Annotated in this window: 10 protein-coding genes, 2 tRNA genes and 2 pseudogenes; 3 read left to right on the top strand and 11 right to left on the bottom strand. The window is 32.8% G+C overall.

Features of this window, described 5'->3' with window-relative positions; translation table 11 throughout:
• Positions 1–21: 21 nt before the first annotated feature.
• Positions 22–1,008 (top strand): glycosyltransferase family 2 protein, encoded by a 987-nt coding sequence (locus tag H6578_04175; GenBank protein MCB9226347.1) that lies wholly within the window; start codon positions 22–24, stop codon positions 1,006–1,008.
• Here H6578_04175 and H6578_04170 read toward each other — a convergent pair whose 3' ends face one another.
• From H6578_04170 to H6578_04135, 8 genes are all read right to left on the bottom strand, one after another.
• Positions 1,009–1,392, bottom strand: a complete 384-nt coding sequence (locus H6578_04170) for a hypothetical protein (protein MCB9226346.1) — start codon at positions 1,390–1,392, stop codon at positions 1,009–1,011.
• 108 nt (positions 1,393–1,500) lie between these two features.
• Positions 1,501–1,584: transfer RNA gene (locus tag H6578_04165), tRNA-Leu, on the bottom strand.
• 105 nt (positions 1,585–1,689) lie between these two features.
• A tRNA-Gly gene (locus tag H6578_04160) sits at positions 1,690–1,762 on the bottom strand.
• Between the two features lie 87 nt (positions 1,763–1,849).
• Positions 1,850–3,379, bottom strand: a complete 1,530-nt coding sequence (locus H6578_04155; protein ID MCB9226345.1) for a DUF853 family protein — start codon at positions 3,377–3,379, stop codon at positions 1,850–1,852.
• Positions 3,380–3,524: 145 nt separating this feature from the next.
• On the bottom strand, positions 3,525–3,923 hold the full coding sequence (locus H6578_04150; protein MCB9226344.1) for a type II toxin-antitoxin system VapC family toxin: 399 nt from the start codon (positions 3,921–3,923) through the stop codon (positions 3,525–3,527).
• On the bottom strand, positions 3,913–4,140 hold the full coding sequence (locus H6578_04145) for a hypothetical protein (GenBank protein MCB9226343.1): 228 nt from the start codon (positions 4,138–4,140) through the stop codon (positions 3,913–3,915). Before H6578_04145 ends, H6578_04150 begins: the two co-directional genes overlap by 11 nt.
• A gap of 151 nt (positions 4,141–4,291) precedes the next feature.
• The gene (locus tag H6578_04140; protein ID MCB9226342.1) at positions 4,292–4,585 is read right to left on the bottom strand and encodes a type II toxin-antitoxin system RelE/ParE family toxin; all 294 of its coding nucleotides are present in this window, start codon (positions 4,583–4,585) and stop codon (positions 4,292–4,294) included.
• Complete coding sequence (locus tag H6578_04135) at positions 4,582–4,806, bottom strand: addiction module protein (GenBank protein ID MCB9226341.1); 225 nt, start codon at positions 4,804–4,806, stop codon at positions 4,582–4,584. Before H6578_04135 ends, H6578_04140 begins: the two co-directional genes overlap by 4 nt.
• A 145-nt stretch (positions 4,807–4,951) precedes the next feature.
• Between H6578_04135 and lysS the strand changes: the two genes are divergently transcribed.
• Together lysS and H6578_04125 are read left to right on the top strand one after the other, a co-directional pair.
• Entirely contained in the window at positions 4,952–6,664 is a 1,713-nt protein-coding gene (lysS, locus tag H6578_04130) for a lysine--tRNA ligase (protein MCB9226340.1), read from the top strand.
• 2 nt (positions 6,665–6,666) lie between these two features.
• A pseudogene (locus H6578_04125) lies at positions 6,667–8,434 on the top strand (arginine--tRNA ligase).
• Positions 8,435–8,444: 10 nt separating this feature from the next.
• Here H6578_04125 and lon read toward each other — a convergent pair.
• From lon to H6578_04110, 3 genes and pseudogenes are all read right to left on the bottom strand, one after another.
• Positions 8,445–10,837: pseudogene (gene lon / locus H6578_04120) on the bottom strand (endopeptidase La).
• An 81-nt stretch (positions 10,838–10,918) separates the two neighbouring features.
• Positions 10,919–13,537, bottom strand: a complete 2,619-nt coding sequence (gene clpB, locus H6578_04115) for an ATP-dependent chaperone ClpB (GenBank protein MCB9226339.1) — start codon at positions 13,535–13,537, stop codon at positions 10,919–10,921.
• 118 nt (positions 13,538–13,655) lie between these two features.
• Complete coding sequence (locus H6578_04110; protein MCB9226338.1) at positions 13,656–15,383, bottom strand: gliding motility-associated C-terminal domain-containing protein; 1,728 nt, start codon at positions 15,381–15,383, stop codon at positions 13,656–13,658.
• Positions 15,384–15,401 lie beyond the last annotated feature (18 nt).

Here is a 15,401-nt window from a genome sequence, read left to right as displayed (position 1 = left end):
AGCAATAATTATACCTCAAAATTGGATAATAATAAGATTTCAATATTAATGCCCGTTTTTAATGCCGAGCAGTATTTAACAGAATGCTTATCTTCTATTATTCATCAAACATATCAAAATTGGGAGTTGATAGCTATAAATGATTTCTCTACAGACGGCAGTTTGAAATTGCTTAGCACATTTGCCCAAAACGATAGTAGAATTAGGGTTTTTAATAATGAACAAAAAGGAATTATTAATGCTTTGCGTTTGTCTTATAGCAAAAGTGTGGGCAATTTAATAAGCCGTATGGATGCAGATGATATAATGCCCAAAGGGAAATTGGAATTTTTAGAAAATGCCTTAAAAAATAAAGAAAATACCGTAGCTACAGGATTTGTTCAATATTTTTCTGACGGCAATGTAGGAAACGGCTACAAAAAATACGAGCAATGGCTAAACTCCTTAATGCAAAGCGAAAATAATTTTAGCGAAATATACAAAGAGTGTGTTATTCCATCGCCTTGCTGGTTAATGGCAAAGGCTACTTTAAATAAAATTGGAGCATTTGATTTTGATATTTATCCTGAGGATTATGATTTATGTTTTAGAATGTATCAGCATAAATTAAAAGTGGTTAATGTAAAAGAAACTTGTCATTTATGGCGAGACCACGAAACAAGAGCTTCAAGAAATGATAGTAATTATGCAAATAATACTTTTATTGATTTGAAATGCCACTATTTTCTGCTTGTAGATTATAATAAAAATAAGGAATTGATACTTTGGGGTGCGGGCACAAAAGGCAAACAGATAGCTAAATATTTAAACAATAAAAATATTCCTTTCACTTGGCTGTGCAATAATGAGAAGAAAGTAGGGCATATAATTTATAAGCAGAAAATGCTTCATTATAAATCTATTATACCAACAGAAAAGCAACAGTTTATTATAGCTGTGGCTAATGGAGATGAACAAAAAGAAATTAAAGCGTTGTTAAGAAATAAAGAAGTTTGGTTTTTTGTGTAATTATTGTGGTTCGTGGTATCTACTTAATACTAAAGGTGAACCCATTATAATATCCATAGTGTATTCTTTTTCTGTACCATTTTCTATTATAGTAATGTTTAATTCAGATTGAGGAGGATTAGTTCTAATACAAGAAACGCAAATTAATTCTGTATTAAGAATACAATTTTTGCAATTCAACCATTCTATTAAAAGGTTAATTTTTTCTTGTTTAGGCAATTTATCATCTATCCCTGCAAGAAAATGATTGACCACACTTCTTGAATCTTCAAAATTTTGTGTGTTTATAAATGTACAAAAATCATCGTTGGTACAGATACTCTCTTTTTTGTTGCAAGCACAAATTAGTATAGATATAATTGATATAAAAAGTAGATTTTTCATTTAGAATAAAATATTACTCTAATATAATAAAAGTTATAGAAAATATTTCAATTGTGGGGAAAATAGAAAACAAAAAAGCCTCAGTTATTGCTAACTAAGGCTTTTACGTACCCCGGGCGGGACTTGAACCCGCACGACATTGCTGTCACAAGATTTTAAGTCTTGCGTGTCTACCAGTTCCACCACCAGGGTATAAAAAGGTGTGGATATGGAGTGTGGGTTTGGTATGTGAAAAGAAAAGTGGAAATCAATATTCCACACACTTTACACTCAAACTCTCACACAAACTCATTTATGAGCGAGAGACGAGATTCGAACTCGCGACCCCGACCTTGGCAAGGTCGTGCTCTACCAACTGAGCTACTCTCGCATTATGTTTAGAACTGCCCGTTTATTTTAACGGACTGCAAATATACGGATAATATCAAATCTTCAAACTTTTATTGCTTAAAAAAAATTATTTTTTTAGTATCCCCAACAAACTTCTTGTTAAAGTATTAACTAAAGTCCTTCCCATTTGACGTACCATTGTGTTTTTGCTTAGTTTTTCAAAGGTGCCGATCTCTTTTTTGGTTGATGTAGATTTTTTTACTTGTTGTTCTTTTGCCTTTTTTTCTTGTTCGGCTTTATCTTGAGCTTTTCCTATTTTTTTCTCTAATATTTCTGCGGCACTTTCTCTGTCTATTTCTTGGTTGTATTTACTCACTAAATTAGACTGGCTAATGACTACATCTATTTCTTTTTCACTAAGAATATCCATTCTGGTTTCCGGAGCACGCATAAGCGTGGCAGATAATGGCGTAGGTATTCCTTTTTCGTTTAAAGCGGTTACTAATGCTTCTCCTGTTCCTAAAGAAGTCAATACTTCATCGGTATTATAAAACTCTGAAATAGGATAATTTTCTGCTGTTTGTTTTATTTCTTTTCGGTCTTTTGCCGTAAAAGCACGCAAGGCATGTTGCACTTTTAATCCCAACTGACTAAGGACAGCGTCCGGCACATCTGTAGGGTTTTGAGTTATAAAATAAACGCCCACACCTTTTGATCTTATTAATTTAATGATGGCTTCTATTTGATCTAATAATGCTTTAGATGCATTGTTAAAAACCAAATGTGCTTCATCTATAAAAATGCATAACTTAGGTTTTTCTACATCTCCTTCTTCGGGAAATACACTATAAACTTCTGCTAATAAGCTTAGCATAAATGTAGAAAAAAGCTTAGGTCGGTCTTGTATATCGGTAAGGCGTATAATATTTATAATGCCTTTTCCGTCTCTTGTTGTTCTAAGTAAGTCATTAACTTCAAAAGATATTTCTCCAAAAAACTTATCGGCTCCTTGCTGCTCTAATTCAATTACTTTTCTAATAATGGTATTTACAGAAACGGGCGACATGCTCCCATATTCTTCAGTAAAAGCTTCTTTGCCTTCGTCTATAACATATTGAAGTGCTTTTTTAAAATCTTCTAAATTTAATAAAGGCAGTTTATTGTCATCGCAATACTTAAAAAGTACAGCTACTATACCGCCTTGTGTATCGTTTAAGTCTAAAATTTTAGAAATTAAAATAGGACCAAATTCAGAAACCGTGGCTCGTAGTCTTACTCCTTTTTCTTCAGATAAAGTGAGTAATTCTACAGGTTTAGCACCTGGTTCGTAAGGAATACCTATTAATCCATGTCGCCATTTTACATGGTCATTAAATTCGCCAGGTTGAGCCAATCCACTTAAATCGCCTTTTAAATCCATTACTAAAGAGGGGATACCTTTATTGCTTAATTGCTCGGCTAAAACTTGAAGACTTTTAGTTTTTCCTGTACCCGTAGCTCCGGCTATCAATCCATGTCTTGTAAGTGTTTTAAGCGGTATTTTTATTAAAGTATTTTCTATGGGTTGCTTTTCAAAAATAGCTGTTCCCAGCACTATGCTGTCGCCTTTAAAAGTATAGCCATTATCTATATATTCTTTAAAAGATTCTTTACTCATAAACTCAGTATTATTTGTATAGACTACAAAAGTACAAACAATAAGGCTATTTTTTCATTGTTGTAAATTTTGTATAAAGCCAATTGTGCGTTCTATTATTTTGTAAGAAATAATAGTAGCAGTTCAATAAAGCAAATTAAATAGCTTAAAGAGATTTTAGATATTTAAAATCTGGAATAAAATCAAAATGTGAATCAAAACTAAATAGTAAGATATTGTTAGCTTTAGAAAAAGCTGCAATCCAAATATCATTTTCTGGTATAGGAGTTCCTTTCTTTTTTAAAGATGTTTTAATTTTTCCGTATGAAATACAAACTTCTTCGTTTGTGTTTAAAATATTTAGTTCTGTTATAAATTCATTAATTTGGTTAAAATGTTTTTTTGGATTTTTAGAATTATAACAGCCATAATAAAGTTCGCCAATAACTGTAGCAGGGATAAATAAATTATAGTCTTGCTCAAATAATTCCTTTACTTTTTTGTTCCCTTTAAAAATTTCAATAACAACATTTGTATCTAATATCAAAGAATTATCACCACTCATTCTTATCTATATTTTCACAGCCATCATTAATGATACGGTCAAATTCATTAGCTTCATCTTCATTCATAATGCCAAAAAACTTAGATAATTCTTTCTTTTTTTTAGAATTCCTTTTTAGACCAAAGTCTAATAAACTTTTAACTGCTTTAATTAAATCAATGTCGTTAATTTTTTCAAACCGCTTAATTATATTATCTTTTTCTAACTTAATATCCATAAGTATATAAATTGATTCTTCAAAAATAACGATTTTTTGAACAAAATAATTTCAAAAGTAAATTATGAAACTTATTAGGCATACGTCATTAGTTTTATAAGAATTAACGGCTATGCTAAAAATTAAAGTAAACGTGAGTCAACAGTTTTAATTATCTTTTAACCCACAACTTAGGATTTCTTGATGTATGAAAAACAGCAATAATAGTAATAATATTTTCTTTTACTATAAAATGAATACCAAAAGAGAATTTCTGTGAAAAAGCAATTCTAATATTTTTATATCTTTTTTGAAAAGCAAGGGGATTTCTTTGTATATCAGCTAATAAGTCAGTAATTACTCGTTCAAATTTATTGCCTAAACCACTTTGTTGTTCTTCATACCAAAGAAAGGATTCAGAAATATCATTTTCAGCTTCTGTACCAATCTCTAATAAGTACCTCATTTTTTAAAAATTTCTTTCTTAGCTTCTTCCCAAGAGCGAGTTTTCATTGTTCCATTTTCAAGAGCTTTAGTTCGTTTGTCTAACTCCTCTTTTTGCCATTGGGGTATAGAAAAATTATCTGTTCTAAAATTTTTTAGCTTTTGAATTAGCTTCGCATCTTGCAATTGGGCAATCCAAGTAATAAGATTTAATTTTTCATGTTCCATTTCCTTAATATTCATGGGCATTATAAATTGATTCTTCAAAAATAACGATTTTTTGAACAAAATAATTTCAAAAGTAAATTATGAAACTTATTAGGCATACGCCATTAGTTTTATAAGAATTAAGAGCTAAGTATTACCTTTGCTAAAAATTAAAGTAAACGTGAGTCAACAACTATCTGAACAAGAGCTTGTAAGAAGAGAAAAACTGGTAAAATTGAGAGAATTGGGTGTAAATCCTTATCCTGCCAATTTATTTGAAGTAAATAGTAATTCTTCCGATATAAAAAACAATTATAAAGAAGATAAAGCTGTGAAAATAGCAGGGCGTTTAATGTCTATAAAAGTGCAAGGTAAAGCTTCTTTTGCTGAGCTACAAGATGAAAAGGGTAGGGTACAAGTGTATTTTAATAGAGATGAAATATGCACTGGCGAAGACAAAACCAAATACAATGAAATTTTTAAAAAACTAATAGATTTTGGAGATTTTGTAGGCATAGAAGGTACTTTATTTACAACTCAGGTAGGAGAAAAAACGGTTAGAGTAAAAGATTTTACCTTGTTAAGTAAAGCTTTAAAACCTTTGCCTTTGCCTAAAACAGATAGTGAGGGTGTGGTGCACGATGGATTTACTGATGTAGAAATGAGGTATCGCCAGCGTTATGCCGATTTAGTGGTAAATCCTCAAATAAAAGATATTTTTATTAAGCGTACTAAAATGTATAATGCTATGCGAGCGTTTTTTAATGCTCGTGGTTATATGGAAGTAGAAACGCCTGTTTTGCAATCAATACCGGGAGGTGCTGCGGCTCGTCCGTTTATTACCCACCACAATGCTTTAGATATTCCTTTGTATTTGCGTATAGCTAACGAGTTGTATTTAAAAAGATTGATAGTTGGTGGTTTTGAAGGTGTTTATGAGTTTTCTAAAAATTTTAGAAATGAAGGAATGGACAGAACCCATAATCCTGAATTTACCGTAATGGAAATATATGTAGCTTACAAAGACTACAATTGGATGATGGAATTTACAGAGCAATTATTGGAACATTGTGCTATTGCTGTTAATGGAACTTCAAAAGCTGTATTTAAAGAACAAAATATAGATTTTAAAGCTCCTTATGCTCGTGTTACTATGACAGATGCTATAAAAAAGTTTACAGGATTTGACATAACAGGAAAAACCGAAGCAGAAATTAGAGCTAAAGCAGAGGAATTAGGTATAGAAGTAGATGAAACTATGGGTAAAGGCAAGCTGATAGATGAAATTTTTGGAGAAAAATGTGAAGGAAATTTCATTCAGCCTACATTTATTACAGATTATCCTAAGGAAATGAGTCCGTTGTGCAAAGAGCATAGAGATAATCCTGAACTTACAGAGCGTTTTGAGCTAATGGTGTGTGGCAAAGAAGTAGCTAATGCGTATAGCGAGCTAAACGACCCAATAGACCAGCGTGAGAGATTTGAAGAGCAATTGAAATTGTCTGAAAAAGGGGATGACGAAGCCATGTTTATAGACCAAGATTTCTTGCGTTCTTTAGAATATGGTATGCCGCCAACATCGGGTTTGGGCATAGGAATGGATAGGTTAATTATGTTTTTAACTAATAATCCGTCTATACAAGAGGTGCTGTTTTTCCCACAAATGCGACCTGAGAAAAAGAAAAAAGTAAATGAAGGTTTTGAACAACTTAGCGATGATGCTAAATTGGTGTTTAAGCATTTAGAAAAATTAGAATCCGGTATTTTAGACGAATTAAAAAACATAACGGGATTAAGTAATAAGAAATGGGATAAAGCCATAAAATCTCTAACAAGTAGCGGATTGGCTAAAGTACATAAAGAAGCAGAAAAGCTTTATGTGAAAATAATGTAATAATGAATTTTGAAAAGGAAATAAAGGAAGGTGTAGTAGCCGCATTGCAAAACTTATATAATGTTGCACTCACTACAGAAGATATATCGCTAAATGAAACATTAAAAGAATTTGCCGGAGATACAACGGTGGTGGTATTTCCTTTAGTAAGATATGCCAAAAAGAAGCCGGAAGAAGTAGGGCAAGAAATTGGAGCTTACTTAAAGGATAAATTAAAGATAGTTGCTGATTTTAATGTAGTAAAAGGCTTTTTAAATTTGGAGCTGTCAAATGATTTTTGGTTAAGTTATTTTAATGAAAACAGTATCAAAACAGACTTTAGTTTAGCTAAAAACAATACCACAACGGTATTAGAATATTGTGGGCCAAATACTAATAAACCGCTTCATTTAGGACATATACGTAATATGTTGCTGGGTTATAGTACCGCACAGTTGCTTTCTTATGCAGGCAATGATGTACACAAAGTAAACATATACAACGATAGAGGTATAGCAATATGTAAAAGTATGTTGGCGTATAAATTGTTTGGCAATGGCGAAACACCGGGAAGCACAGGTATAAAAAGCGATCATTTTGTAGGGAAATATTATGTTGAGTTTGATAAGAAGCATAAAGCACAAATAGCTGAACTTATAGCAAATGGAGTAGATAAAAAAGATGCCGAAGAAGCTGCTCCACTAATGAAGCAAGCCCGAGAAATGTTGTTGAAATGGGAAGCAGGAGATAAAGAAACCAAAGCTTTATGGGAAAAAATGAACCAATGGTGTTATGATGGTTTTGAACAAACTTTTGAAGCGTTGGGTGTTGATTTTGAAAAACATTACAAAGAAAGTGATTACTTTGAGAAAGGGAAACAAGAAGTACTTAAAGGAGTAAAAGAAGGGAAATTTGAGCAACATAAAGACGGTTCTGTTTGGGTAAATTTAGAAGACAAAGGCTTAGATAAAAAAATATTGTTGCGTTCAGATGGTACTTCGGTTTATATAACGCAAGATATAGGCGTGGCAGAAGCTCGCTATAAAGATTATCATTATGACAACTCTATTTATGTGGTGGCAGACGAGCAAAACTACCATTTTAAAGTATTGAAATTAACTTTAGAAAAACTGGAAAAACCTTATGCCGAAGGTATATATCATTTAAGTTATGGTTTAGTAAACCTGCCCGATGGACGTATGAAAAGCCGTGAAGGTACGGTAGTAGATGCCGATGATTTAATAGCGGAAATGATTGCCACAGCTCAAAAACATACAGAAGAGTTGGGCAAAGTAGAAGATTTTACTGAAGAAGAAGCCAAAAAACTATACAAAATATTAGCCATGGGAGCTTTAAAGTATTTTATACTTAAAGTTAATCCTAAAAAATCTATGATTTTTAATCCAGAAGAATCTATTGATTTTCAAGGAGATACAGGTCCTTTTGTGCAGTTTAACTATGTGCGTATTCAATCTTTATTAAGAAAACAGACTGTGGGGAAATTGATACAACTAAAGTTAGCTTAACGGCAGAAGAAAAAGAATTGATTAAAATATTGTATAAATATCAACCCGTAATACAACAATCTGCTAATAATTTTGATATTAGTATGATAACATCTTATAGCTATGAATTAGCTAAAGGGTTTAGCAAGTTTTACTCAAGCACATCAATATTAAATGTGGAAGAGAGAATACTAAAAATTTCCGTTTACAACTTTCTGCTTATGTGGCTAATACTTTAAAAAGCAGTTTTGCTATATTGGGTATAGATATGCCTGAAAGAATGTAAGGAATTGTCATTACAACGCTATTTCCAGAACTTCGTCCATGGTTTCTACATAATGGAAAGTAATTCCTTTGATGTATTCTTCGTTAATTTCTTTTACATCTTTTTCGTTTTCGGTGCACATTATTATTTCCTTAATGCCTGCTCGTTTTGCTCCTAACACTTTTTTTTTATGCCGCCTACAGGCATTACTTTGCCACGCAAACTAATTTCGCCTGTCATTGCCAAATAGGGTTTTACACTTTTGCCGGTAAATAAAGAAGCTAAAGCTGTAAGTATAGTTATTCCTGCCGAAGGACCATCTTTTGGTGTGGCTCCTGCCGGAAAATGTAAGTGAACTACATTTTCTTTTAGCTCTTTTTCGCTTATTTTAAATTTAGAAGCATTGGCTTTTAAATAAGTTAGTGCCGTGTTAGCACTTTCTTTCATTACATTACCTAAATTTCCCGTTAATTTTAAACCTTCTTTGCCTTTGTATTTTACACTTTCTATAAAAAGTATATCGCCACCTACAGCCGTGTATGCTAAACCAATAGACACACCGGGTACATTCTGGCTCAAAGCTTTTTTAATATTTAAGTGCGAAATACCCAAATATGTTTCTAAATCTGATTCTTTAACCGATATATTATACACTTCTTCTGTGGCTACTCTTTTAGCAATAGCACGCATTACTCCGGCTATTTTTCTTTCTAAATCTCTTACGCCACTTTCTCTGGTATAATTTTGTATAATGTTTTCAATAACACTTTTGTTTAATTTTACTTGATTGGCATTAAGTCCGTGGGCTTTTCTTTGCTCGGGAATTAAATGCCTTTTAGCAATTTCAATTTTTTCCTCTACAGAATAACCACTTAAAAATATAATTTCCATTCTATCTCTTAAAGCCGGCTGAATAGAACTCAAATTATTTGCTGTAGCTATAAACATAACTTTGCTAAGGTCAAACTCTGTTTCTAAATAATTATCATAAAAAGTACTATTTTGCTCAGGGTCTAATACTTCTAACAAAGCCGAACTTGGGTCGCCTCTAAAATCATTTCCTACTTTGTCTATTTCATCTAAAATAAAAACAGGATTTGATGATTCTACTTTTTTTATAGACTGAATAATACGCCCCGGCATAGCTCCTATGTAGGTTTTTCTGTGTCCGCGTATTTCACTTTCGTCATGCAAGCCACCCAGCGACATACGCACATATTTTCTGCCTAAAGCTGTTGCTATTGATTTTCCTAAAGAGGTTTTTCCCACTCCCGGAGGGCCTACAAAGCAAAGTATGGGCGATTTTAAATCGCCTTTTAATTTTAGTACGGCTAAATATTCTAAAATTCTATCTTTTATTTTATCTAATCCGTAGTGCTCATTATCTAAAACTTCTTTGGCTTTTTTTAAGTCAAGTTTATCTTTAGTAGTAGTAGCCCAAGGCAAATCTAAAAGCAGTTCTAAATGATTTAAGGTTAAAGCATAATCTGGCGAAGCGGGATTGGTACGCTGTAGTTTAACGTATTCTTTATCAAATTTTTCTCCCACTTTTTTAGGCCATTTCATTTTGGCAGCCTTAGCTTTTAATGTTTCCAACTCTTTAGCAGGGCTTTCTTGTCCTAATTCTTCTTGAATAGCTTTTAACTGCTGATGCAAAAAATAATCTCGTTGCTGTTTTTCTATATCCACTCGGGTTTTATCCTGAATTTTATTCTTTAAATCCAGCATTTGCACTTCATTGTTTAAGTGCTCTAATAGTTTATTGGCTCTTAGTTCTATATCATCTACTTCTAATAAAGTTTGTTTTTCGGCTACGCCACTATTTATGTTTGATGAAATAAAATTTATAAGAAATTCTCTGTTTTTAATATTTTTTAAAGCAATAACAGCTTCATTAGGTATGTTGTTTGATTTTTCTATAATTTCCTTAGCTGTATCTTCTATAGTAGAAATTAAAGCTTTGAATTGTTTGGTTTGTTTAGGTTTTTTTTCGTCTATTTTTTCAAAATGAGCTTTTAAAAATGGTTCTTCTTCTACACTTTGAGTTAATTTAATTTTTATAACGCCTTTTAAAATAACGGTATTGGTGCCATCAGGCATTTTTAGCATTTTTAAAATTCGGGCTAAAGTACCTACCGGATACAAATCGTCAAAACCGGGGTCTTCTTCTTTAGCATTAGTTTGAGCTAAAACGGCAACTAATTTATCTTTTCTATAAGCATTTCTAACTGCTTTAATAGATGTTTCTCTACCTACGGTTATCGGCATAATTACTCCGGGGTATATTACGGAATTTCGTAGTGCCAATACGGGCATTGCGTCTTTTAAATCTACATTTTCATTTTCTTCTATTTCTTCATCATTAATAATGGGTAAAAACTCAGCATCATCATCAATTGGAAACATTTGTTCTTTAAAGCTCATATTTTATTTTCTCTTTTTTTTAGATAAAAAAGCGGTCGGTCAAAAAAATATGACTAACCGCTATTTTTATTGATTACAAATTTACGCTAATTTTTCAGCTTTCACGTCTAAACTTACCATCAGTTCGCCATTATAAACATCAATTATAAAAATTGAGCCCTCACGAACTTCATTACCCAATATTTTTTTGGATAATAAGTTGATAATGTCTTTTTGTATAATTCGTTTAATCGGTCTGGCACCATACTGTGGGTCGTAGCCTTCATCTGCTATTAAATCTAAGGCTTTGTCAGAAACTTCAAGCTTAACATTTTGCTGATTTAATCTTTCTTTCAGTTTATTTAGCTGTAACTGAGCTATTTCTTTTAAGTTGCTTCTTGTTAAAGGTTCAAACATAGTAATTTCATCTATTCTATTTAAAAACTCAGGTCGCACAGATTTTTTTAATCGTTCTAAAACTTGCACTTTAGTGGCGGCATAGATTGCTGGCATCTCTTTCATGCTGGCATTATTAAAGTTTTCTTGAATAATGTCTGAACCTATATTTGAGGTCATAATAATAATGGTATTTTTAAAATTAGCAATTCTACCTTTATTATCTGTCAGTCTTCCTTCGTCTAAAACTTGAAGTAAAATATTAAAAACATCGGGATGAGCTTTTTCAAATTCGTCTAACAAAACTACGGAGTAAGGTTTTTTACGCACAGGTTCGGTAAGCTGTCCGCCTTCGTCATAACCCACATATCCCGGAGGTGCTCCTATTAGTCGGGAAACTGAATGTTTCTCCATATATTCGCTCATGTCTATTCTAATAATGGCATTTTCATCATTAAACAAATAAGAGGCTAAAGCTTTGGACAACTCTGTTTTTCCTACTCCCGAACTACCTATAAAAAGGAAAGAACCAATGGGTTTATTTTCGTCAGACAAGCCGGCTCTATTTCTTCTTATAGCATTAGAAACGGCTTCTATAGCTTCTCTTTGTCCTATAACACGTTTGCCTAATTCATCTTCTAAACGAATGAGTTTAGCCCTTTCTGTTTCCATCATTTTGCTTACGGGTATGCCTGTCCATTTAGAAACTATTTCGGCAATATCTTCACTATCTACTTCTTCTTTTAGCAGTCTTGAATCTTCATTTATTTGACTTAGTTTAGCTTCTAAAGTTTTTACTTCGTCTTCATTTTCTTTTATTTTGCCATAGCGTATTTCTGCTACTTTTCCATAGTCGCCATTGCGTTCGTATTGCTCGGCTTGCAGTTTATATTGGTCTATAGCTTTCTTTTTTGCTTGAATACTGTCTAAAAGTTCTTTCTCTTTTTGCCATTTGGCTCTAAAAGCATCTCTTTTTTCATTCCAATCGGCTAATTGTTTATTCAATTCTTCTATTTTCTTTTCGTCTTTTTCTCTTTTAATAGCTTCTCGTTCTATTTCTAATTGGCGAATTTTTCTTTCTATTTCGTCTAATTCTTCAGGCAAGGAATCTATTTCTAAACGCAATTTTGCGGCAGCTTCATCTATTAAATCTATGGCTTTATCGGGTAGTTGGCGGTCAGTAATATATCTATTTGAAAGCTCAACGGCTGCAATAATAGCATCATCTTTAATTTTTACTTTATGGTGCATTTCGTAGCGGTCTTTTAAGCCTCTAAGTATTGAAATAGAATCTTCAGTACTTGGTTCGTCAATTATTACTTTTTGAAATCTTCTTTCTAAAGCTTTATCTTTTTCAAAATATTTTTGATATTCTTTATTGGTTGTAGCTCCCACGGCTCTTAACTCTCCTCTTGCCAAAGCGGGTTTTAAAATATTGGCGGCATCCATAGCTCCTTCTGTAGCTCCTGCACCTACTAAAGTGTGTATTTCATCTATAAAAAGTATAATTTCTCCATGAGCTTCCTGCACTTCTTTTACCACACCTTTTAGTCTTTCTTCAAACTCACCACGATATTTAGCCCCTGCTGTAAGTAAGCCCATATCTAAAGCAAAAATTTCTTTACTTTTTAAATTTTCAGGCACATCGCCATTCACTATTCTCATGGCTATACCTTCTGCTATAGCTGTTTTACCCACTCCGGGTTCTCCCACTAATATAGGGTTGTTTTTAGTACGTCTTGATAATATATGCAGTACTCTGCGTATTTCTTCATCTCGCCCTATCACAGGGTCTAAACGTCCTTCTTTTGCTCTTTCATTTAAGTTTAAGGCATATTTTGATAAAGCATTGTACTTAGATTCTGCATTTTGGTCGGTTACTTTGCTTCCTTTACGCAGTTCTTCTATGGCGTTTTTAGTTTTATTTTCCGATACGCCTAACTGAGTAAGTATTTTAGCAGTATTATCATTTTGTGCTATAATGGCTAAAATTAAGTGTTCTATACTTACGTAAGAATCGCCCATATCGGTCATTATTTTATTGGCTTTAAGTAAAACATTACTCAATGCTCTTGAAGGCGTTACTTGCCCTTGAGTATTACTTTGTTTGGGCAGTGCATTTATTTGATTATTTATTTCTTGAGAAATGGAGTGCATATTGGCACCCATTTTATCCATTAAGAATGGAAAAACGTCTTTATCTACATCTTCAATACCTTTAAGTAGATGTATGGTTTCTAAACTGGGATTGCCATTATTATAAGCCAGCTGCTGTGCAGAGCTTAATGCCTCCAGCGATTTTTGTGTATATTTATCTTGATTCATAATTATCAATTTATCTGGCATTGATAAATCAATAATTGAACCTTTGTTTAAATAAAGCAAAAATGGCAGTTTATATTGAATAAAACTGCCATTTTTACAATTAATTGTTATTGTTTGCTTATCTAAATAAAGCTAAACTTCCAGAAACTGTTGTTACTTCTCCTGTAAATGATTCAACAGAAATAACGTATTGATAATAGTCAACGGGTTGCTCTTTTAGTTTAAAATTGCCATCCCACCCAGGATTTGATCCACTTTGATTAAATACTTCTTCTCCCCATCTATTATAAACTCTTATACTTACACTTCTAAATTTATCGGCATTTACCACTTGGAAAATATCATTATGAGTATCTCCATTTGGTGTAAATGAGTTTGGTATTAACGGAGCAGTTTCTAAAAGCACTTGTATGGTTATACTATCTACATCTTCACAATCTCCATTAGTTGCCAACAAATAGTAAGTAGCAGTTTCATTAGGCGTATGTGTAAATGAAGAATCTGTTGAAATTAGATTATTATTTGCTGTCCATGAATAACTGGTAACATTATCGCCTATACTATATAGCACTATTTCATTACCTTGATATATTAATGTATCGCTGGCATGAGCACTTACATTTATAGAGGCTAAACTTACGGTATCATAATGCGTAGAATCACAACCGTTTGCCATAGTAAATGGTCCTGTCATGTTAGTACCTACATCGGCAGGATTACAAGAGGTAGATGTTGATGTGGCTACTACTGAATTGTTAATCGTAAGATTAAGCGTAACAATAGAATCACAACCATTAGCTGCTCCACCAATAATGGTATGCATAGCTGTACTGTTATTTGATGTATAAGTATTACCGTCTATCCAAGTATAAGTGTTACAAGCAGTTTGTATATCTATACTATTTACTGTATTTGTTATAGTTAAATTAAGTGTAACAATAGAATCACAGCCGTTAGTTGCTCCGCCTGTTATAGTATGCGTTGCTGTATTATTAGAAGATGTATAGGTGTTGCCGTCTATCCAGGTAAAAGTATTACAAGCAGTTTGTATATCTATACTATTTACTGTATTTGTTATAGTTAAATTAAGCGTAACAATAGAATCACAACCGTTAGCTGCTCCACCTGCAATAGTATGCGTAGCTGTACTGTTATTTGATGTATAAGTATTACCGTCTATCCAAGTATAAGTGTTACAAGCAGTTTGTATATCTATACTATTTACTGTATTTGTTATAGTTAAATTAAGCGTAACAATAGAATCACAACCGTTAGCAGCACCACCAGTAATGGTATGCATAGCTGTACTGTTATTTGATGTATAAGTATTACCGTCTATCCAGTCAAAAGTATTACAAGCGGTATGCACATCCGTGCTATTAACGGTATTATTAATAGTTAAATCTAAAGTTATTACAGAATCACAACCATTAGCAGCACCACCAGATATAGTATGTGTAGCGGAGGTATTAGAAGAAGTGTAAGTATTGCCGTCTATCCAGGTAAAAGTATTACAAGCGGTATGCACATCCGTGCTATTAACAGTATTATTGATAGTTAAATCTAAAGTTATTACAGAATCACAACCATTAGCAGCACCACCAGATATAGTATGTGTAGCGGAGGTATTAGAAGAAGTGTACGTATTGCCGTCTATCCAGTCAAAAGTATTACAAGCGGTATGCACATCCGTGCTATTAACGGTATTATTGATAGTTAAATCTAAAGTTATTACAGAATCACAACCATTAGCAGCACCACCAGATATAGTATGTGTAGCGGAGGTATTAGAAGAAGTGTAAGTATTGCCGTCTATCCAGGTAAAAGTATTACAAGCGGTATGCACATCCGTGCTATTAACGGT

It is taken from the genome of Chitinophagales bacterium (genome assembly GCA_020635995.1).
GTDB lineage: Bacteria > Bacteroidota > Bacteroidia > Chitinophagales > UBA8649 > JAFMKE01.
Note: the sequence above shows the minus strand (reverse complement) of the source record. Positions and strands in the feature narration are given on the sequence as shown.